The 20,607-nt window shown below is 43.6% G+C and carries 17 protein-coding genes; 9 read left to right on the top strand and 8 right to left on the bottom strand.

Annotated features, from left to right (window positions below; genetic code table 11):
* Positions 1–107: 107 nt before the first annotated feature.
* The 3 genes from H6G32_RS02145 to H6G32_RS02135 all read right to left on the bottom strand — a co-directional run bounded on the left by H6G32_RS02145 (position 108) and on the right by H6G32_RS02135 (position 3,194).
* The gene (locus H6G32_RS02145) at positions 108–926 is read right to left on the bottom strand and encodes an alpha/beta fold hydrolase (protein ID WP_190454076.1); all 819 of its coding nucleotides are present in this window, start codon (positions 924–926) and stop codon (positions 108–110) included.
* Between the two features lie 361 nt (positions 927–1,287).
* Complete coding sequence (locus tag H6G32_RS02140) at positions 1,288–1,980, bottom strand: response regulator transcription factor (protein WP_190454073.1); 693 nt, start codon at positions 1,978–1,980, stop codon at positions 1,288–1,290.
* 107 nt (positions 1,981–2,087) lie between these two features.
* Complete coding sequence (locus tag H6G32_RS02135; protein ID WP_190454486.1) at positions 2,088–3,194, bottom strand: sensor histidine kinase; 1,107 nt, start codon at positions 3,192–3,194, stop codon at positions 2,088–2,090.
* A gap of 677 nt (positions 3,195–3,871) precedes the next feature.
* On the opposite strand from H6G32_RS02135, the gene kdpA reads away from it, so the two are divergent.
* The 8 genes from kdpA to H6G32_RS02095 all read left to right on the top strand — a co-directional run bounded on the left by kdpA (position 3,872) and on the right by H6G32_RS02095 (position 14,205).
* Complete coding sequence (gene kdpA / locus H6G32_RS02130) at positions 3,872–5,557, top strand: potassium-transporting ATPase subunit KdpA (RefSeq protein WP_190454070.1); 1,686 nt, start codon at positions 3,872–3,874, stop codon at positions 5,555–5,557.
* A 335-nt stretch (positions 5,558–5,892) separates the two neighbouring features.
* A complete protein-coding gene (gene kdpB / locus H6G32_RS02125) occupies positions 5,893–7,995 on the top strand; it encodes a potassium-transporting ATPase subunit KdpB (RefSeq protein WP_190454067.1) in 2,103 nt (700 codons plus the stop codon).
* Positions 7,996–8,100: 105 nt separating this feature from the next.
* Entirely contained in the window at positions 8,101–8,334 is a 234-nt protein-coding gene (gene kdpF, locus H6G32_RS02120) for a K(+)-transporting ATPase subunit F (RefSeq protein ID WP_190454063.1), read from the top strand.
* A gap of 56 nt (positions 8,335–8,390) precedes the next feature.
* On the top strand, positions 8,391–8,996 hold the full coding sequence (gene kdpC / locus H6G32_RS02115; protein WP_190454061.1) for a K(+)-transporting ATPase subunit C: 606 nt from the start codon (positions 8,391–8,393) through the stop codon (positions 8,994–8,996).
* A gap of 59 nt (positions 8,997–9,055) precedes the next feature.
* A complete protein-coding gene (locus H6G32_RS02110) occupies positions 9,056–10,150 on the top strand; it encodes a universal stress protein (RefSeq protein ID WP_190454484.1) in 1,095 nt (364 codons plus the stop codon).
* Between the two features lie 178 nt (positions 10,151–10,328).
* Positions 10,329–11,501 carry an anhydro-N-acetylmuramic acid kinase gene (locus H6G32_RS02105; RefSeq protein WP_190454058.1) on the top strand — a complete coding sequence of 391 codons (1,173 nt, stop codon included), beginning with the start codon at positions 10,329–10,331 and terminating at the stop codon, positions 11,499–11,501.
* A gap of 486 nt (positions 11,502–11,987) precedes the next feature.
* On the top strand, positions 11,988–12,434 hold the full coding sequence (locus H6G32_RS02100) for a hypothetical protein (RefSeq protein WP_190454055.1): 447 nt from the start codon (positions 11,988–11,990) through the stop codon (positions 12,432–12,434).
* A gap of 217 nt (positions 12,435–12,651) precedes the next feature.
* The gene (locus H6G32_RS02095; protein ID WP_190454051.1) at positions 12,652–14,205 is read left to right on the top strand and encodes a serine/threonine protein kinase; all 1,554 of its coding nucleotides are present in this window, start codon (positions 12,652–12,654) and stop codon (positions 14,203–14,205) included.
* A gap of 501 nt (positions 14,206–14,706) precedes the next feature.
* Here H6G32_RS02095 and H6G32_RS02090 read toward each other — a convergent pair.
* The 5 genes from H6G32_RS02090 to truB all read right to left on the bottom strand — a co-directional run bounded on the left by H6G32_RS02090 (position 14,707) and on the right by truB (position 19,839).
* Complete coding sequence (locus tag H6G32_RS02090; RefSeq protein ID WP_190454049.1) at positions 14,707–14,904, bottom strand: NblA/ycf18 family protein; 198 nt, start codon at positions 14,902–14,904, stop codon at positions 14,707–14,709.
* A 592-nt stretch (positions 14,905–15,496) separates the two neighbouring features.
* A complete protein-coding gene (locus tag H6G32_RS02085) occupies positions 15,497–16,231 on the bottom strand; it encodes a Stp1/IreP family PP2C-type Ser/Thr phosphatase (protein ID WP_190454046.1) in 735 nt (244 codons plus the stop codon).
* 13 nt (positions 16,232–16,244) lie between these two features.
* A complete protein-coding gene (locus H6G32_RS02080; RefSeq protein WP_190454481.1) occupies positions 16,245–17,930 on the bottom strand; it encodes an ABC1 kinase family protein in 1,686 nt (561 codons plus the stop codon).
* Positions 17,931–18,484: 554 nt separating this feature from the next.
* Positions 18,485–18,808, bottom strand: a complete 324-nt coding sequence (locus H6G32_RS02075; RefSeq protein ID WP_190454043.1) for a DUF6825 family protein — start codon at positions 18,806–18,808, stop codon at positions 18,485–18,487.
* A 152-nt stretch (positions 18,809–18,960) separates the two neighbouring features.
* On the bottom strand, positions 18,961–19,839 hold the full coding sequence (gene truB / locus H6G32_RS02070; RefSeq protein WP_190454040.1) for a tRNA pseudouridine(55) synthase TruB: 879 nt from the start codon (positions 19,837–19,839) through the stop codon (positions 18,961–18,963).
* A 174-nt stretch (positions 19,840–20,013) separates the two neighbouring features.
* Between truB and H6G32_RS02065 the strand changes: the two genes are divergently transcribed.
* A partial coding sequence (locus H6G32_RS02065; RefSeq protein WP_190454038.1) for an RNA-guided endonuclease TnpB family protein occupies positions 20,014–20,607 on the top strand: 594 nt, incomplete at its 3' end.

Here is a 20,607-nt window from a genome sequence, read left to right as displayed (position 1 = left end):
TTGTATAGACTAAAGTTGGCTGAGATCCCCGACTTCTTGAAGAAGTCGGGGATCTTTTTTTGTTCGGAAGCCATTTAGAATTGCTATAGAGTTGATGGGAATCAAACTCAAGACTTAATCGCTTCACTCAGGAACTGCTTCAAAATGGCATTAACAACTTCTGGCTGATCCACATTACTGATATGTCCAGCATGGGGAATAATTTCTAATTTAGCATTTTTGAGATGGTTGGCCATTTCAATAGATTCATGCAGTGGTCGGACTTGGTCATTTTCTCCAACCATAATTAGGCAAGGACAAGTGATGTACTTTAATCGATTTAGCAGCGAATTACGATTAACAATCTCACTGCCTACGGCAAACATAGCGCTTACTTTTTCGGCGTTAAGAGATAGTAATTTTTGTTGCCATGTATTCACAAAATCTGGTTTTGTCTCCATAGTTAAAGGAGAAAAAAACAGCGGCGTCAATTGTTCTATAAGCAGTGGAGAAATTAGTCCTGCCTGCTCAACTGCTGCCATCATTTGAAAGTAATAAGTGCGGCTTTCTTTGGATTCAGAACCAACATAAGTATCCATAAGAACTAATCCAGCCACAGACTCTGGATGATTTAGTGCCAGGTGAGTACCCCACATTCCCCCAGCCGAAAGCCCAATTATAACAAAACACTCAAGTTCTAGAACTCCCAAAAAGCTCATCATATCTTCGGCAATTTTTTCCATTGGATAGGGGCTGTAATCTGGTAAGTCTGAAAGTCCATGTGCCCACAAATCTGGAACAATACAACGGTAATTAGCGGACAAAGCCTCAATGGTAGGTTGCCACATAGTTGTATCCCAGAGAAAGCTATGTCCAAACACGAGAGGAAAACCCTGTCCCTGCTCGTAGTAATACATTTGTTTTTTATTGATGCTGATAGTAGGCATCTGGTAGTTTCTTGAAATCTCTCTTAGAGTATTCCACAAAGAGTTTCTTAAAATCTCTCTCTCTGAGGATGGATGTAGGGAATTTTCTGGACTTAATTTAAACTTATCCGCTGAATATCTTTCTAGTATTCATCACATTTTTATCATAAATCAAAGGGTTTAAGACCCCTACCTCTACAGGTAGCATCATTTTCAGTCGGGGATTTAAAACCCGACTGAAAATGTCTTTAATTTTGAATTTTGAATTTTGAATTTTGAATTGTTATCCGCTGGTTTTTAGATGACAAATTTATGACTAGAGATGGCAACAACAAAAGTAGAATCATCAGCTTTTAGCCAGTTAGTAATAATTGGCGATTTGCTAATTAATCAACAATTCTGGGGCTACCAATCCTTTTTGAAGAGCTAAAATAGCGGCTTGAGTGCGATCGCGTACTTCTAACTTTTGTAAAATGGCATGGACATGAACCCGCACCGTACCGGGGGCAATGTAGAGAATTTCGGCAATTTCTTGATTACTCTTGCCCCCAGCCACCAGGGCCAAAATTTCTTGCTCCCGCTTGGTTAAGGGATTTTCTAGGGGTGCGGCAGTTTGTGTAGGTAAATCTGCTTTTGGTTTGCCCTCAAAAGCTGCCCTAATTTCTACTGTTGCTGTTTGATCCCACCAAGAAGCACCCGCTGCTACTGATCGTACTGCCAAGATTAGCGACTCGACGGGAATTCCTTTGAGGCAATAACCTTGGGCCCCTGCGGCAATTAATCGCGAAATCAGGGCTTTTTCGGAACGAGAGGTTAAAACCAGAATTGGTAAGTTTGGCTGCTGCTGCTTAATTTGGCGACAGGCTTCAATCCCACCAATTCCCGGCAAACCTATATCTAGCAACACCAAGTCTAGAGGATAGCGATTTGCCAATTCTACAGCTTGTTCTCCATCCTCTGCTTCTGCGACAATTTCCAAACCCGTTTCCTGTTGCAACCGCATCCGCAGACCCAGACGAAATAATTCATCGTCTTCAACAAGTAAGATTTTTAGTGCAGCCGCAGGTTTAGTCATTGGTCAGTCCCTTGGCTCAGATTAAAAATTTAAAATATGCCTGCGGTACGCTACGCGCATCAAATTCAAAGCGCAGAATTCAATTTTGGCATTTTGAATCTTGAGAATCAATTCCCTGGAAGTAGAGACCCAGGTATTTGAAAAGCAAACATTGCTCCCTTTGGTAAGCGATTTTCTGTCCAAATTGTACCCCCATGTGCTTCAATAATCTGTCTGGTTAAATAAAGCCCCATTCCCGATTCTGGTATCAGGCGATCGCCTTTTCCTTGATAAAACCGCTCAAAAATCTGGGGTAGCTCTTCTTCGGTCATCCCAGAACCACTATCAAGCACTTTGACAACTTGATCCCCAGAATAATTTTCCAGTACTACTTCCACTTTACCGCCACGGGGCGTATGATTAATGGCATTGATCAGCAGATTGCTGAAAACTCGCCTCAGTTGCAAAGCATCACCATTTACCCAAAAAAAGCTACCAAAATCCGATTTGTCATGGTCAAGGGAAACAGACACCTGACCTGTTCTCGCTAGTTCCGTCAGGGTGGCAATTGCATCGGATGCTACAGTCAGCAAGTTAACAGGTGATAGCTGAAGTTTTAGCCCCTCGGCATCGTTGCGGTAAATATCTAAAAGAGTTTCTACCAGTTGCAACGTGTGGTGATGACTACGAGCCATTGTTTCTAGTACTTTTTCCTGAATTGATGTAACTTCCCCAAATTGCCCATTTTCAAAAGATTTCAAGATTTCCATGGCTCCTAAAAGGGGTGTTTTTAGGTCATGGGTCAGGGTAGAGACAAAATCTTCCCGCATTCCTGCCAGTTGTTTTTGAGAGCGTAATTGAGCTTGGGTATAGGCGATCGCTTCTTCATTGCGGCGGTTACGATGGCTTAACCACCCCGTCACCACCAACGCCAGTACAGTAATTAACCGATTGGCGATCGCTGACGGATCAGTAGCTTCTAATCCTGGGACAAACAAATTCAACAGCGTTAATCCTACCGCCCCTAGGGTGACCCCAAGGACTGCGGCGCGGTTTAATCGGGAGTTGGCTAACAAAATCGTCCCTGTGTAGAGATAGCCAAATACATACTGTGGTGGTGTCAAGTATTCCAGCCCAATCACCACTGCAAAAGCGATCGCTATTAGCCAGTAGGTTACCCAACTGTGATCAACAGTTAAAACACCAATTTTCCTAGTTAATAATCGAGGTAACATCGCCATGATTCTCTAAATAGTTATAACCATTTAATTAAGCTAACTATTTAATTAAGCTACAATTCTAATTCACCTAATAGCTATATCTGCAAATATCTTCTTGATGATGTATAAATTTAAAATTTAGACTATGATTGCTGAATACTTCATTTGCTTCATTAGCCATATCTGATAGGTAATTGAATTAACCAAGGGACTCCTGTATACAATTTTTATAAAAATCTCATAAAAAACTATAGATGCTAAAGCTGTCAGGTTTTTTTCAGTTAATTTAAAAAATTGATTTCACCAATGCCATGAGATTGCTATCACCTCAGTGCTGGTGATAATTATGCCCCAAAAAAGTGTAAAGTTATACTAAAACCGCGGTACAATGTAATAAAATTATCACTAATTTTAGAACTTAGTAAGTAGAAAACTTTGACAATTTATTGTATAACTAGATAATCTTAACTAGCAAAATAAATAAATAAGAGTAAAATTTAAGAATTTTTAGCAGGAACTTCAAGCAGCATCTGGAAAAGATTAAAAGCTGCTGAAAATAGTAAATCCAGATTAGTGATTTGCAGTGATATGAGATATAGTCAAGCGCTAACCATCAAAATTTTGCTGCAATTCATCTGTTATTCCCTAATAATTGCCTGGCCAGTACTTAAATTTAATTGAGCGCGAAATAAATGGGACAAGGTTTATTACAAATTGGTTTAACGCTGTGTATTGTCATAGCAATCACTCCCCTGTTAGGAAAATACATAGCCCGTGTCTTCTTGGAAGAAAGAACACTGCTTGATCCGATCATCAACCCGATAGAGCGGAGTATTTACGTACTAGTAGGTGTCCGTAGAAAAGAAGATATGACAGGTTGGCAGTATATCCGGGCAGTACTATACAGCAACCTAATCATGGGCATTTTGGTATACTCGCTGATATATTTTCAGCGAATATTGCCCTGGAATCCCAATGGCTTTGGTGCGCCTACCTGGGATATATTGCTACACACCACCATTTCTTTTCTGACGAACACCGACCAGCAGCACTACAGTGGCGAAACCACATTAAGCTATTTTAGCCAAGTAGCGGCTTTAGGGTTTTTGATGTTTACCTCAGCAGCCACTGGATTAGCGGTAGGAATTGCCTTTATTCGCGGGTTGACAGGTAGACGACTAGGGAACTTTTACGTCGATCTCACCCGTGGAATCATGCGAATATTGCTACCCATCTCAATTGTTGGGGCGATCGCCTTACTTTTGTTAGGTGTACCGCAAACATTATATGGGACTTTGACTGTAGAAACCTTAGAAGGCGGGACGCAATATATCGCCAGAGGACCCGTAGCATCCTTTGAGATGATCAAAATGTTGGGTGAAAACGGCGGGGGCTTTTTTGGCGTTAACTCCGCCCATCCCTTTGAAAATCCTAATGCTGCATCGAACTTAATAGAAACCATCGCCATGATTTCTATCCCCGCAGCCTTGATTTACACCTACGGTATATTCGCTAACAACATCAAACAGGCTTGGTTACTGTTCTGGATGGTGTTTATCATTTTTGTCGTTCTAGTTTGGGTGACAGCAATCGGCGAACTGCAAGGTAATCCCATCATCAATAATAACTTGGGATTAGAACAGCCCAACTTAGAAGGCAAAGAAGTGAGATTTGGCTGGGCGCAAACAGCCTTGTGGGCAGTCACAACTACCGCTACCATGTGCGGTGCAGTCAACGGAATGCACGACTCCCTCATGCCCCAAGGAACATTTTCCACCTTATTCAACTTATTTCTGCAAATTATTTGGGGAGGACAGGGGACTGGCACAGCTTACCTATTCATTTACCTAATTCTCACCGTCTTCCTGACTGGGCTAATGGTAGGACGCACCCCAGAATTTTTCGGGCGCAAAATTGAAAAAAGGGAAATTGTCCTTGCTAGCGTAGTCCTGTTGATTCATCCCATCGTGGTTTTGATTCCCAGTGCGATCGCCTTAGCTTACCCCATATCCTTGTCGGGAATTAGCAACCCTGGCTTTCACGGACTCTCTCAAGTGGTTTATGAATACGCCTCAGCAGCAGCAAACAACGGTTCTGGCTTGGAGGGTTTAAAGGATAACAGCCTGTGGTGGAACCTGAGTACTCTCATTAGCATATTAGCAGGGCGCTATATCCCGATTATTGCCATCTTACTGTTAGCTGACAGCATGTCTGGCAAACCAAAAGTACCAGAAACACCTGGTACCCTGAGAACCGATTCCTTAATGTTTACTAGTGTCACTGCTGGAGTCACCTTAGTTTTGGGAATACTGACTTTCTTTCCCGTTCTAGCTTTAGGCCCCATAGCCGAAGGATTTAGACTAGCCGCTGGCAACTAAACAATTCAAAATTTTCAATGAATTTGTAGCACCAATCCCTAATCAATCTGGATAGTCTGTAATCCAATGTATTGATTATATCATATTCACGGCGGTTAAAATCGCCAATCACTTAGATCCATAAGTCTAAAGCCCTTGACTTAATCTCGTTTTTTGGTAAAAGGCAAAAAACAAAGATGCTTCAAAACGTAGATAGCTATTCCTACTCACAACCCAACTTTACCATAGACTGACTGCGGTTAAAACCGCTTGAGCGATGCACTGGCAAGGGTGGAAGTGTCGCTTCCCTCTCTTTGTCTAAAGCCACGCTCGTTTCCCCCATCCCACAAGGTTTTATGAAAGTTGCACCTACCTCCAAAAGTAAATCCTCACGTTCTCGTTCTGGCGATCGCCGCCAAGGACGGAAAAAGGGGCGGTTAAGTACAAAATGGCTCTACTTTAGAGCCATCAGAGATGCTTTTGTCAAGCTTCATCCCAAACACGCCATCAAAAATCCCGTGATGTTTTTGGTTTGGGTGGGGACAATCATCACCCTGTTAGTCACAATTGATCCTCAACTGTTTGGTTCAACCCCCCAGAATAATCCCCGACTTTTTAATGGACTGTTGACGGCGATTTTATTCTTCACCGTTTGGTTTGCCAATTTTGCAGAAGCAGTGGCAGAAGGGCGAGGTAAAGCCCAAGCTGACGCCTTACGATCAACAAAATCAGAAACAATCGCCAAAAAACTCTCACCAGACGGCGCAATTAGTCAAGTCCCTTCTACCAGTCTCAGACAGGGTGATAACATCTACGTGGTTGCTGGTGATATCATTCCCGCCGATGGGGAAGTAATTATGGGAGTCGCCTCCGTAGATGAATCAGCAATTACTGGAGAATCAGCACCAGTCCTCAAAGAATCAGGTTCAGACGTGGCCAGTTCTGTGACCGGTGGTACCCGGATTATTTCCGACGAACTAATTATCCGCATTACAGCTGACCCAGGTAAAGGGTTTATTGACCGGATGATTGCCTTAGTCGAAGGGGCAGAACGCAGCAAAACGCCCAATGAAATTGCCTTAACAGTATTGCTAGCAGTTCTCAGCTTAGTGTTTTTGTTTGTAGTGGCAACTCTACCCGCCCTCGCCTACTATGTTAAAAGTCCAGTCAGCGTACCTGTTTTAATTGCCCTGTTAGTAGCGTTAATCCCTACAACCATTGGCGGGTTACTCAGTGCCATCGGCATTGCCGGCATGGATCGAGTTGCCCAATTTAACGTTATTGCTACCTCAGGACGCGCAGTCGAAGCTTGCGGTGATATCAACACCCTAATTCTAGACAAGACAGGTACAATTACCCTCGGCAACCGCTTGGCAGAAGAATTTATCCCCATCAACGGCCATTCAATATCGGAAATTGCTAGTGTCGCTTGGGCAGCAAGCGTGTTTGATGATACCCCTGAGGGGAAATCGATTGTGCGATTGGCAGAAAAGTTAGGCGCAAAATTTGATTTTGACCGCAACCAGGCCCAAGGACTGGAATTTTCTGCCAGAACGCGCATGAGTGGCACTAACTTACCTGGTGGACGAGAGGTGAGGAAGGGATCAGTGGGAGCAATTAAAGGATTTGTCCGTTCCCGCAACGGACGGGAAACACCAGAACTCGATGCTGCCTACGAACGAGTATCCCAACTAGGAGGTACACCCTTAGCCGTTTGCTTTGATAACGAAATTTACGGCGTTGTCTATCTCAAAGATATAGTCAAACCTGGTATCCGCGAGCGTTTTGACCAACTGCGGCGGATGGGAGTGCGGACTGTAATGTTGACTGGGGATAACCGCATTACCGCATCTGTCATTGCTAAGGAAGCTGGGGTGGATGACTTCATTGCTGAAGCCACACCAGAAGATAAAATTAGCGTCATTCAACGGGAACAGGCAGAAGGTAAACTGGTGGCGATGACTGGGGACGGGACTAATGATGCTCCGGCCTTGGCACAAGCTAATGTAGGTGTCGCCATGAATACAGGCACCCAAGCAGCCAAAGAAGCAGCAAATATGGTGGATTTAGACTCAGATCCCACAAAATTAATTGATATCGTCAGCATTGGTAAACAATTGCTGATTACTCGTGGGGCATTGACCACTTTTTCCCTCGCTAACGATATTGCTAAATATTTTGCAATTATCCCGGTGATCTTTGCCGCTGCCAACCTGGAAAGCTTAAATATTATGAAGCTAACCAGCACTAATTCTGCCATATTATCAGCACTAATTTACAATGCTTTGATAATTCCCGCTTTGATTCCCTTGGCATTGAAGGGTGTGCAGTTTCGACCCCTGACAGCTAATCAGCTACTACAACGCAATATCTTAATTTATGGGTTAGGTGGGGTGATTGCGCCGTTTATCGCCATTAAGCTGATAGATATGCTGATTACAGTTGTGGGATTAGCTTAAACAATTCAAAATCAAAAAATTAACTCATTAGATGCTTTCCGGGCGGCTTCAGAAAGGGGAGAAGAAAATAATCAGCCGAGTTAATTTACTAGAAAATTTTTGCCGATGGATATCATGCAGTCTGTGTCTTTTATTTGGTCGCGATGCCGCAAACAACAAATGCCTATCATGATTTTTATCATGCTGTGCTTGAATTTGGTAATTGCCCCAGTTGTTTACGCGTCCGCTGGTGGCATTTTAGAACGACGTTCAGCTTGGGCAATTGGCATCTTAGGGTTGGTGGCGGTAGGATTAGTAATTTACTTGTTTGTCGTCATTTTTCAGCCGGAGCGCTTTTAGAAATGCAAAATTCTCTCATTCAAAATTAAATTCTGGGAGCAGGTAGAAACTTTTTTATGGCTATTATTCGAGAAACTCTCAGAGCAATTCGGATGACTCTGGTGCTTTGGTTGTTGACAGCAATCATCTACCCTTTGGCCATTGTGGTAGTGGGTCAAGTTTTTTTCCCGTTTTCAGCTAATGGCAGCATCATATTAAGTACCATAGATGCCAAACCAATTGGTTCAGCTTTGATTGGCCAGGTGTTTACATCAGACCGATATTTTCATGGACGTCCCAGTGCTGTGAGATATAGCCAAGGGAAAAAAGCTAATCCCACAGGCATCTCTGGGGCTAGTAATCTCGCTCCTAGCAATCCAGAATTAACGAACCGGGTTATTGAGGAGGGGAGTAAATACCGTGATGAGAGTTTGCAACCGGTCGCTGATTTGATTTACACTTCTGCTTCTGGCTTAGATCCACATATTTCCATGAAAGCAGCGCGACAGCAGTTAGAAAGGGTGGCGCGTATACGTGAAGTACGAGAAGATGAAATATTACCTTTAATCAATAAATATACTGATGATAGATTTCTCTGGATTTTTGGTGAGCCTAGTGTTAATGTTCTCCGATTGAATTATGCTCTTGATCTACAAGAAATTAACCGTAATCAAAATCAATAAATGGTCAACTCCTTGCCTTCGGGATGCCAAAGGGGAAGGGGAAATTCAAAATTAATGCCATGTATTTGGAGCGACGGGGTAAACACAAAATTTTTATTGGTATGGCTCCTGGTGTAGGCAAAACTTACAGGATGCTAGAAGAAGGACACGCGCTCAAACTGGAAGGAATTGATGTCGTCATTGGGCTTTTGGAAACCCACGGACGCAAGGAGACAGCATCTAAGGCAGAGGGGCTGGAGATTATACCCTGTCGGCAAGTTCCTCACGGTGAGTTGATGCTCACGGAAATGGACACGGAGGCAATTTTAAAGCGATCGCCTCAATTGGTATTAATCGATGAACTGGCACATACAAATGTTCCCGGTTCCCCCAGGAAAAAACGCTATGAAGATGTAGAAATAATTTTGGCAGCCGGCATTGATGTCTACTCGACAATCAATATTCAGCATTTGGAAAGTCTTAATGACTTAGTAGCACGAATTACAGGTGTAGTAGTGCGTGAGCGGATTCCTGATCGCATTTTGGAAGCAGCAGATGAAGTCCTAGTAGTCGATGTGACGCCCGAAACCCTGGAAGAACGGTTACTAGAAGGCAAAATTTATGCACAGCCAAAAATCCAGCAAGCCCTCGATAATTTTTTCCAACGCCGGAATTTGATTGCTTTGCGGGAATTGGCTTTACGGGAAGTAGCTAACAATGTCGAAGAAGAGGCGATCGCTTCTACCCTCAAGGGGGAATTTTATAATATTCAAGAGCGGGTTTTGGTGTGCGTATCCACCTATCCCAACTCAGTGCAGCTGTTACGCCGGGGTGCTAGGTTGGCTAGTTATATGAATGCCCCTCTTTATACTTTATTTGTCGCCGACCCTAACCGCTTCCTCACCAAGGAAGAAAGCTTACACGTTGACACTTGCCAGAAGCTCTGTCAAGAATTTGCCGGCACTTTTATTCAGGTTAAGAGCAATAATGTTGCCAAGGCGATTGCCGAAGAAGCACAGCAACATCACATCACCCAAATTGTCATCGGTGCAAGTCAGCGATCGCGCTGGCAACTGTTTCTTAAAGGTTCGTTAATTCAAGAATTGGTGCATTTGCTCAAAAACGTCGATTTGCACATCATCGCCAGCGAAAAAAAATCTTCATCCAAGAACTAGGAGGGAGACAATTCAAAATTCAAAATTCAAAATGCCCAATTTGCCTCTATTAGATCATAAACTTCTTAATGTACCAGAATATGCATCTACTTGTTACAAAGTTTTGATAGCTAGCTTTTTTGACATCGGCAGCAGCATCAATTAAACTACCGCTGACAATCTAAAAAAATCCCTCTCCATGCATCCGACTGAAAAAGCTGCTATCTCAGCCCGCGTTATCGGTTTAATCAGCGGTACTTCCGTTGATGGCATAGATGCCGCCTTAGTAGATATTTCCGGTACAGATTTGGATCTAAAAATTGAACTGCTAGCAGGGGAAACATATTCCTACCCTGCCGAACTTAGAGAACGCATTTTAGCTGTTGGGGCAGGTCTTGCTGTTTCAATGGCAGAATTAGCAGAAATAGATGATGCGATCGCCTTAGTCTTTGCTCAAGCTGCCCAAAATATTCAAATGGGTTATCAGCCAGCCACCTTAATTGGCTCCCACGGTCAAACAGTTTACCATCGACCACCAGGGGATTCGGGACTGGGCTACAGTCTGCAACTAGGTCGTGGTGCATTGATTGCCCATTTGACGGGGATAACAACAGTGAGTAACTTCCGTGTCGCTGATATGGCCATTGGTGGACACGGTGCGCCTTTAGTGCCCAGAGTTGATGCTTATTTGCTTAGTCATCCCCAAGAGGGAAGGTGTATTCAAAATATTGGCGGCATTGGCAATCTTGCTTATATTCCCCCCCGTCGTGATAACTGGCTAGAAAAAATTTGCGCCTGGGATACTGGCCCAGGAAATAGCCTGTTGGATTTGGCAGTGGTGAATTTAACCGCTGGGGCTAAAACCTATGATGAAAACGGCAATTGGGCAGCAAGTGGGACTCCCTGCTATCCCTTGGTAGAACAATGGCTCAGTCAAGACTACTTTCATTTGCCTCCACCTAAATCTACTGGCCGCGAGTTATTTGGTGTGGCTTACCTCCATCAGTGTTTACAAGACGCCCAACCATACCAACTCAGTCCAGCGGACGTGCTGGCAACTCTCACAGAACTGACAGCAGCTTCCATTGTTCACAGTTACCGCACATTTTTGCAGCAAATGCCACAGCAGGTACTATTATGCGGCGGTGGTAGTCGCAATCTTTATTTGAAACAGCGGTTAGAGTCGTTACTGACATCAGTGCCAGTTATCACTACTGACGAAGTCGGCTTGAGTGCAGATTTTAAAGAAGCGATCGCCTTCGCTGTATTAGCCTATTGGCGAGAGAGAGGCATTCCTGGCAACCTACCCGTCGCAACTGGGGCACCTAAAGAAGTGCTGCTGGGAGAATTGTACCAAAGTCATTGTGTCTAAATTCTCACCTATATGTTACAATGGTAGTATAAATTCCTGCCTAGCTGGCTAAAAGATACACTGCTACGTAGCTTGCTGCTAGCTGAGTAAACACAGAGCTAAAACTGGTAGAGATTGGGGGAAATACGGCTTACTCAATGCCACCAAATAGCATAAAAGTTACCGATGCTATACAGGAATTATCAACATCGGTGACTTGGCAATTTATTGATCGTGTGTAAAACCCCATTCCCTCGTAGGTGGGTATGTAAGCACGGTTAAATTAGGGGTTCGATGCCCCTCATTTAACACTACCCCCGTGCTTCTAGAAATGTCCGCGATGATTATATTATCTCCTCTACCCAAGGGACGGAGGAGCAGGGGTCAGTCAATACCCCATGGGTAGAGGAGAGATTCTGTCTCCTAGTTACAAGCCCCATCCGCAAGGTCGGTGGGGCAGTTGACCTCTACTCTTGCGGTACTGGATCAAGACAAGGAATGTAGAAGGTGGCTCAAACTTTTTTATTAGAACCAGGACGCTGGATAATCCAAGGTAATTGGCTAGAACGTAATGGTATGCCAATCAGTGTTAAGGGTATGACCTTAGTGGTTTGGAATCGAGATAACTGGTTTTCTATGGCAACAAAGCTGACATTTCCAGGTAGCGATCGCTCAGAAATCTCTTTGCGATATAGGGGACGCTTGGATGATGGAGAACGCCAATATACTTACTTACTTGAGCATAATCTTTTAGGGAAAATTGAAGGCGAGGGATGGATTTGTCCAGATACCATTGTGCAGCGTTACTGGGTACTAGGCGATCGCGAACGTCGTAGTGGCTTTGAAACCCTACACCGAATTTCCGATGATACCTACTACCTAACTAGTGGCATCCTCACTGGTCATTTTTTAACCAGTACAATGGAAGCAAGCCTAGAGCGTCAACAAAAATAGCTGTACAATTCATTCTAAAATTGGCAAATACCCCTAAGTGCTGATTGCAAAGCGCTAGTTAAAAAAATTGCTCTTTCACACAAGCTAAACTTAATGCCACGGCAAGCAATGCGCTTTCATCCGCACCCTATAGCTAATGCCAATTGGTGCGGAACAGCAGATAGGAATTGGGCTGTAATTATCCCCCGATTGTTGAACCTTAGAGTTGAATTTTTCTATGTCAGACCCCAACCTTGGTCGCTTACTCAGCAAACGCTACCAGCTTCAGGAGTTAATTGGTACTGGAGCAATGGGTCGGGTTTATCGTGCCAAGGATATTTTGTTGGGAGGCGTACCGGTTGCAGTTAAGTTTCTCGCCTTGTCAATCCAAAATGAAAAAATGCGCTTGCAAGAACGCTTTGAGCGAGAAGCAAAAACCTGTGCCCTACTAGGACAAAAAAGCATTCATATTGTCCGAGTGATGGATTATGGCGTAGACGAAAATAACACCCCGTATTACGTCATGGAATACCTACAGGGGCAAGGACTAAACACTCTGGTTCGCAAGCAACACCTGGCTTTAGCAAGATTCCTCAGTATGGCGCGTCAAATCTGCCTGGGGTTACAGTGCGCTCATAATGGCATTTTGGTTGATGGCATCATCTGCCCAATTATCCACCGCGATATTAAGCCTAGCAATATGCTGGTGATTCAAGATCCCAGTTTTGGCGAGTTGGTCAAGGTTCTAGACTTTGGTATTGCTAAGTTACTACTATCAGATGGCGATCATACTAAATTCTATTTAGGTACACTAGCTTACTCTTCTCCTGAACAGATGGAGGGTAAGGAACTAGACAACCGCTCCGATATTTATAGTATGGGCGTGATGATGTTTGAGATGCTCACAGGCAAAATGCCCCTAGTGCCCTCAAGCCACTCCTTTGGAGCCTGGTATAAAGTACATCAGTACCAACTACCACGAACTTTTGCTGAAGTTGCTCCCACATTGCAAATCCCAAAAGAGGTGGAAGATTTGGTGATGAGTTGTCTAGCTAAAGCAGCAAGCTCGCGCCCCCAAAGTATCAGTGACATTTTGGAGGTTTTAGCAGCCGCAGAACAGCAGGACAACACACCCAAAATTGCCCAAGATACTCCCCCACAGTCTAAGGCCGTTATAGTTCATACAGAGCCAGAACCGAAGACCAAAACCCATCTGCGGGTAACTCCGTCAAATAATGATATTTTTCAGTTCCTTTCCTGGCCTCAAAATAAACCGATTGCTGATATTGTTTTTCCCCAGCCCATCCATATCAAGGGGGAGACTTTACTAGCTCTGTGGATCATGCTACCCCAAGAAGAAATTCAGAAGCGCTTAGTCTCTACCCGCTACAATCAATTTCTTTTCATCTCTATTCCCCACCCGATGCTGCTGTGGATTACTGTCATCTACAACCGCAAGCATGGGCCTAAATGGTTACCTTACTACCTTGATCTCAAAACCATTTTTGGCCAAGAAATTATCCGCTTACTGCGACATACAGGTTATTATCGCCTGTTGTTTTTTGCCAGAGAATCTCCCAGTCGCTGCGCTCATGTCCTACTTTCCAGTGTCGCCCCCGGCCAATGCGAACGACTGAAACAGTGGGTGCAAACGGGTGACATTATGGCATCATCTGCCGATCCCCAACTAAGTAAAAGTTTGCTCAAAACTGAGTATGAAAAGATTAAGCCCCAAATTCTGGCGAAGTTGGAAACGATGGATACAGATTCGCCATTCGACCTTTCGGGCTAAGTTAAATCCTCTTGTATTACAGGTAATATGTATTCTACAAAAAATTCCTCGGAAAATGTAAACTTTTATAAACAAAGTATGTTGATAGTTGTCAGTTCTAGTTATATAAAGTGTGAAGCCTAAAAATTCTAGCTTTAAAAGCTGGTTTAACTTGCTTGTTAAACGCCTAAAAATATTCCTCTGCAAGTAGTTGAGGGGAAATTAATTTTATAGACGTGTCAAATGCTTAACCTAGCCAAGTCAGGCAAGGGTTTGCTTAACTAACACAAAGAGCAAAATTAACCTAAAAGCTACGGCAACTTAGGACTGCATTATGATGTGCAGCTAAAAATATTACTCAGTCTGCCATTAGATTGTGGATTTAATTTTTCTGCTTTGTTCGCCGATGCTAAGTAAGGAGAATGGCTGATCGGAGTTGACGCCCCGGCATCCCCAGCTCTTTTCCTCCTTGGAACTGAGCAAGAGAAGGAGGTCGCCCACTGCGACACAAGAAGATATACTCTATGCCATAGTGGAACCTGAATCTAAGCCCCACTGGTGCTTGAGAAGTTCTTTATAAGTAGCCTCCCGCACGACCATTTGCTCATAAAGCTTGACCAAAAAGTCTTTAGCTTGTTCTGGGCTCATTTGTTGCACCTGAGTAGAAAATGAGCGGATGTTAAATTGCTGTTCTAGGGAAAGTTCAATTGGTTGGTTCATAGTTAACTCCGGAAAAATAACAAGGCGAAAAGGTGATATTGGTTACAGAAATCCCCAAGGTATAATACTTGGACTTTTGTCTGTCATACATTTGTTCCTCCGTATTAAGAAAGATAACAAGTGTTTGACTAAATTGCCCATACTCTTATGGGTAGTTTTTTAGATTAGATATCTTGCACCTAACCTTACTGATATATGACCCAAGTCCCCTAAGGTATATTCTGGGTAAATAGACCCTTGTTGAACTGTAGGTGTGCTTTCCCTGCTTCAGCTTTGCATACCTCTGATTTGATGAGAGGATCAGCTATTGCTATGTCAGTAGGGACTTGAGGATGTGGGAGGATAAAAAGCTAACAAGCGTGAATTATGGCTGTACCTGATTAGGTGCCAGATGTGAATTTACGAGATTATGTAAATTTGCCTCTGAAAGTAAGTTTGGAGGTTAAAATATTTGTATCAAGTTGTAAATAGGAAAAATGCTCAGGCTGAACAAATTACTGAGTATAGTTACTTTTTCTGTTAGTAGTCAGTAGTCAGTGGTCAGTTGATGATTGTTTAACAGCTGACTAGTAACTACTGACTACTGACCAAATTAAGAATTGTCCTCAAGAGTGACAATGACAACAGTGATGTTATCGTGTCCACCTTGGTCTTTTGCCGCCTCAACTAGAGAGATAGCCGCTTCGTCAAGCAAGGGACTTTTGTGGAGGTAGTGGGCTATTTTCTGATCAGCGAGTTCTTCTGTCAGACCATCGCTGCACAACAGCAAGCGATCGCCAATATTTAGACTTAGCGGTTGTACATCTACCTGATGGAGGTCTTCACGTCCCAAACAGCGTGATAATACGTGGCGAAAGGGATGAACCCTGGCTTCATCTGGTGTGATGTCACCAATTTTGATTGCCCTTGCTACCCAAGTATGGTCTTCTGTTATTTGCTGTAATTGCGATTCTTGTAAACGGTACAGTCGTGAGTCGCCAACGTGGGCACACCAAGGCTGCTCTGAGTCGCGAAAAATCACCACTACAGCCGTTGTACCCATGTCAGCACGTTCAGGATGGTTTTGCTGATCCTGCAAAATTGCTTTGTTGGCTGCCAACAAAGCTTGCTCTAGTAATTGTTGAGAAGACTTGGGGGATTGCCAATTGGCTATCAAATGCGCTTGAATTTCTTCTGTAGCAATGCGACTTGCTTGCTCACCCCCCGCATGACCACCCATTCCATCAGCAACTATGAAAAATCGCCCTTCTGGGTCGATATAGTAAGCATCCTGATTATTAGAACGAATAAGTCCCGGATCGCTAAGACCGGTGAAGTTGAGTTTCATAAATTCTTGGGAATTAATACATACGATCGTAACGGTCGAGGCGGAGAAGCGTGCGGATCAGTATCACTGAAACTGCTGCGGCAATTAAACCAGCCAGTAATGCTAACCATACATAATGATTAACTAATAAAATTGTGGCTGAAAGAAGAAACCCGCTAATGATAACAGCGTAGCTCATTCCTAGCTGAATGTTGCTCTGCCGTCGCAACAGGCGTTCTGTTTCTATAGAGCGGACTCGCACGCGTATATCCCCGCGCTCTAGTTTCTCTAGTGTATCTTCTAATCTGCGTGGCAATCCTAACGCAGTGCTACTTACTTGAACTGCTTGACGACTTAATTCATTCAAGAAGCTATTCCCCTCTGAACCATCCATATTGGTCATAAGCTGCATTGCATAAGGTTGTGCAACTTCCATAAAGTTAAATTCGGGATCTAAGCCTTTGCCTACCCCCTCAAGTGTAGAAAAGGCGCGCATCACAAAAGTAAAAGTGGCAGGAAATCTAAACGGTTGATTATAAGCTAATTCGTAAAGGTCTTCACTGATAGCGGCGACTGATTGGTTTTCAAATGGCTTATCCATAAAATTGTCCAGCATATACTGGACAGAACGCCGCACTGGCCCCATATCATCGGTTGGGGCGATCGCACCCAAATCGATCAGAGATTGAACCACGCGATCGCCATTTTTTTGAGCAATGCCAAACAGGGTTTCCATCAGTCCTTCCCGCACATTAGCTTTAATTCGCCCCATCATGCCGAAATCGTAGAAAATTAAAGCTCCATCGGGACTGACAGCTAGATTACCAGGGTGAGGATCGGCGTGGAAGAAGCCATTATTCAGCAGTTGATGCAAATAGGCTTGAGCGCCATAACGAGCGATCGCCTTACGATCCACACCCGCTGCCTCTAAAGCTTCGTATTGGCTAATTTTAATACCAGGGACATACTCTAAAGTCAACACTCTAGGGGAAGTGTAACGCCAGTAAATACGTGGCACCTTCACCCAGTCGTAAACGCGAAAATTCCGACGAAAAGTATCAGCGTTCCGACCTTCATTCAGATAATCAATTTCTTCCCACAGAATGCGGCAACACTCTTCATAAATCCCCACCCAATCTCTTCCCCGTCCCCATTTGGGATGGTTTTGAAAATAGCGGGTAATCCCCTTGAGAATTTGTAAATCAATTTCAAATAGCTGCTTTAGTCCAGGACGTTGCACCTTGACAACAACAGATTCTCCACTATGTAAAACAGCTTTGTGTACTTGCCCCAAGCTAGCAGCAGCCAGGGGAATGGGTTCAAAAGTTTGGAAAAGTTCAGGCAGCTTTTTGCCTAATTCTTGCTCAATAATCCCTTCTACTTGCTCATAGCTAAAAGCTGGGACTTTGTCTTGTAATTTAGCTAATTCTTCTACATATTCGCCGGGAAAAATATCAGCACGGGTAGAAAAAAGTTGCCCAATTTTGATAAAAGTTGGCCCTAACTCCAGCAAGGTCGTGCGGATCCAGACAGCTTGATCCTTACGCCTTGCAGTTTGCTTGGACTCAGTTACACCGCCAGGGTAACTCCAAGATTTGTTATAGCGCCAAAGCTTAAACATTAAGGTCAAGACAAAAGACCAAATATCAACAAAGCGCCGTCTGCTAGAGTAGTTTTCACGATTCCAACGGTATGCCTTATCTGAATAACCTTGTTCCATATTTTTGTGCGTACCGTTGGTTTTTAACCGAATTACCAGAAATAAAAGACACTCTAATTCGCGACATACTCCCACACCTACCGCAAGAGCTAAGTGTGGGCTTCTCAGACAATCCGGCTATTGCTTGGGAGGCTCTGAGCTTTGTTTTAAGTCCACGGAATGCCCTACCGCAGACTATAGATTTCTTACCTTGTATCCTACAAGTTTTACTGTCCTGGATGAGATGCTGGCTGATTTGCACTATCGGACAAACCCATTGGCAACTTGTATTAATCAAGATGTGCCGACTTACTTTCATGCTGTGCAACGGAGTCGCTTACCAATGATCGTAATGCCAGTGGACAGAGGCTGATTAGACACCAATGTGGGTGAAGCAAACCATATATAACTGTAACAAAAAACGCAGAAATAAAAGTTTACAGAAATATAGAGTTTGAGGATTTCCGAGCCTACTTTGGTTTGATGCTGCCGACTAAGCACAGGATAAACACCGGAAAACCTCGCTCTCAAATCTCAAGATCCAAATGCCCTGATATTGAATTTTTGTCCTGGGTTTATACAGGATGGCTGCGATAACGTTGCAATTCGGTACGCAATAGGGCAATTTCTGCACGTAATTCATCAATGTCAGCTTGCAAGTCAACAGACTCAGTACCGGGTTGTCCGCTACTTGTAGTTGTACCAGATCCAGCGGCTTCCGCTGCCCGATTTGCCCGCTCTATGACTTCTGCTGTGAACTGGCGCAGCTGTTCTCTAGCTTCAGCATCAAATTTTCCCAAATCACTCAAAGCGTCTGTTAAGGCGACTTCTAAGCGTTCGTTAATGACTTCAGCTACTGCTCTGCCTACGAAAAAGGCTTGCACAAGGGGGTTGCTCATAAATTTTTGTTACGTTGCTCCGCAAGAGAATTATAACTTGCCCGTATGATTTGCGGCTTCTATCTTGATTGCTTTCTGTTGCCGGATACATAGTCCACGCTTTGGCGGATTTTTGGCAATTTCAGATATCAGCCAAGCTTGGGGATAAGTTTCTAAGAAATTGGTTCAAAGACCATTTGGGGAATTAAAACACCGCCAAGTGATTGTGCAATTCCTAAAAAGCGGGTTTCTGCTTCGTAAATTCGCACTATTCCCAAAATATCTGAAGTTACAGGAATGTGCTGACCTTGGCACCATTTTTTGGCAGATGCTGCTGGTAAACTCACAGATTTTAAATGCTGTAAAGCTGCGTCTGGGGGGATGGGTTGAAATATTCCTGCTGAGAGTTGCGCTTCTAAGTCGGTTAGGGTGAGACTATTTGTCAAGGGGAAACTGGAGCTTTCTGTGCGGATTAAAGCGGCGAGGGTACCACCAGTTTGTAACGCTACACCTAAATCACGAGCGATCGCCCGAATATATGTTCCTGCACTACAGGCGATCGCCATATCTAATTCGGGAAAATCCCCATGGCGCCAGTCTAAAACCTCCAGCCGCAAAATTTCCACTGTCCGCGTTGGTGCTTGGAATATTTCGCCTTTCCGCGCCAAATCATACAGGCGTTTACCATCCACCTGAATAGCGCTGTAACTTGGGGGAATTTGCTCGATTTTGCCCTCAAATTGTCCAAGTGCAGTTTTTATTTCTGCCAAATCTAACCCAGAACAAGGAACAGAAGAGATAATTTCCCCTTCTAAATCATCGGTAGTGGTACGCACACCCAGACGGATGGTGGCTTTATAGGCTTTTTCTCCTGGCAGATATTGTAATAATCTTGTGGCTTTTCCCAGGGCGATGGGTAACACTCCAGTAGCCTTTGGATCTAAGGTTCCCGCGTGTCCTACCCGTTTGAGGCGCAGGAGTCTCCGCACCCGTGCCACGCAGTCATGGGAAGTCCAGTCTAATGGTTTGTTTAAGTTAAGAAAACCTTGCACAGTCAACCCCTTTGGGGAATTAAAAATTACAAATTACAAATTAGAAATTGATTTCTGTAAGCCGCACACTCGTGACTTCAAGTCATGAGTTAGGCGTTCCATATTTCTATATTTAGAATAGCAGATAGTTGCGTATTATGGTAAGATTATCACAGCGAAACATCTGTTAGAGAAATGCAAAAAGCGTTTAAAGTTACACTAATTCCTAATCGCAATCAAGAAGTCTTAATTAATAAGACTATTGGTTGTGCTAGGTTTGTATATAACCGCTTTCTGGCATTGAGAAAAGAGCTATATGATACTGAGCAAAAAACCTTAAACTACAATGGTTGTAGTCAGCAGTTAACTTTACTCAAAAAAGAGATTAAATGGCTCAAGGAGGTAGACAAGTTTGCCTTACAGAACTCGCTCAAGAGTTTAGAGACAGCATACAAAAACTTCTTCTCTGACCTGAAAAAAGTTTACCCTGAGCGAAGCCGAAGGGTCAAAGGCAAGAAAGGTGTCGGATTCCCTAAATTCAAAAAGAAGTATGGATGCAAACAGTCCTACAAAACCAACCTGACTAACGGCAATATTCAGATAATAGAGAATCGTTTAAAACTTCCGAAGTTAGGATGGCTGAAGTTTCATAAATCTCAGGAAATTACTGGAAAGCTTGTAAACGTTACTGTAACTCGTAGTTCATCAGGTAAATATATTGCTAGTATTCTGTGTGAAACAGAGATAGAAAAACACCCTCAAGTCTCTCAAAATATTGGTTTAGACTTG

The sequence above is a fragment of the Cylindrospermum sp. FACHB-282 genome (genome assembly GCF_014697195.1).
Classification (GTDB): domain Bacteria; phylum Cyanobacteriota; class Cyanobacteriia; order Cyanobacteriales; family Nostocaceae; genus Cylindrospermum.
The sequence above is the reverse complement of the archived record's forward strand: the minus strand, read 5'-3'. Positions and strand labels throughout refer to the sequence as shown.

Excerpts from the sequence above, each read along its gene's own strand:
- H6G32_RS02090 (WP_190454049.1), bottom strand. The coding sequence starts at position 14,904 with ATGAACCAACCAATTGAACTTTCCCTAGAACAGCAATTTAACATCCGC.
- H6G32_RS02105 (WP_190454058.1), top strand. The coding sequence starts at position 10,329 with ATGCATCCGACTGAAAAAGCTGCTATCTCAGCCCGCGTTATCGGTTTA.
- H6G32_RS02110 (WP_190454484.1), top strand. The coding sequence starts at position 9,056 with ATGTATTTGGAGCGACGGGGTAAACACAAAATTTTTATTGGTATGGCT.
- H6G32_RS02135 (WP_190454486.1), bottom strand. The coding sequence starts at position 3,194 with ATGTTACCTCGATTATTAACTAGGAAAATTGGTGTTTTAACTGTTGAT.
- kdpA (WP_190454070.1), top strand. The coding sequence starts at position 3,872 with ATGGGACAAGGTTTATTACAAATTGGTTTAACGCTGTGTATTGTCATA.
- H6G32_RS02085 (WP_190454046.1), bottom strand. The coding sequence starts at position 16,231 with ATGAAACTCAACTTCACCGGTCTTAGCGATCCGGGACTTATTCGTTCT.
- H6G32_RS02145 (WP_190454076.1), bottom strand. The coding sequence starts at position 926 with ATGCCTACTATCAGCATCAATAAAAAACAAATGTATTACTACGAGCAG.
- H6G32_RS02080 (WP_190454481.1), bottom strand. The coding sequence starts at position 17,930 with ATGGAACAAGGTTATTCAGATAAGGCATACCGTTGGAATCGTGAAAAC.
- H6G32_RS02075 (WP_190454043.1), bottom strand. The coding sequence starts at position 18,808 with ATGAGCAACCCCCTTGTGCAAGCCTTTTTCGTAGGCAGAGCAGTAGCT.
- H6G32_RS02140 (WP_190454073.1), bottom strand. The coding sequence starts at position 1,980 with ATGACTAAACCTGCGGCTGCACTAAAAATCTTACTTGTTGAAGACGAT.
- kdpC (WP_190454061.1), top strand. The coding sequence starts at position 8,391 with ATGGCTATTATTCGAGAAACTCTCAGAGCAATTCGGATGACTCTGGTG.
- kdpB (WP_190454067.1), top strand. The coding sequence starts at position 5,893 with ATGAAAGTTGCACCTACCTCCAAAAGTAAATCCTCACGTTCTCGTTCT.
- kdpF (WP_190454063.1), top strand. The coding sequence starts at position 8,101 with ATGGATATCATGCAGTCTGTGTCTTTTATTTGGTCGCGATGCCGCAAA.
- H6G32_RS02095 (WP_190454051.1), top strand. The coding sequence starts at position 12,652 with ATGTCAGACCCCAACCTTGGTCGCTTACTCAGCAAACGCTACCAGCTT.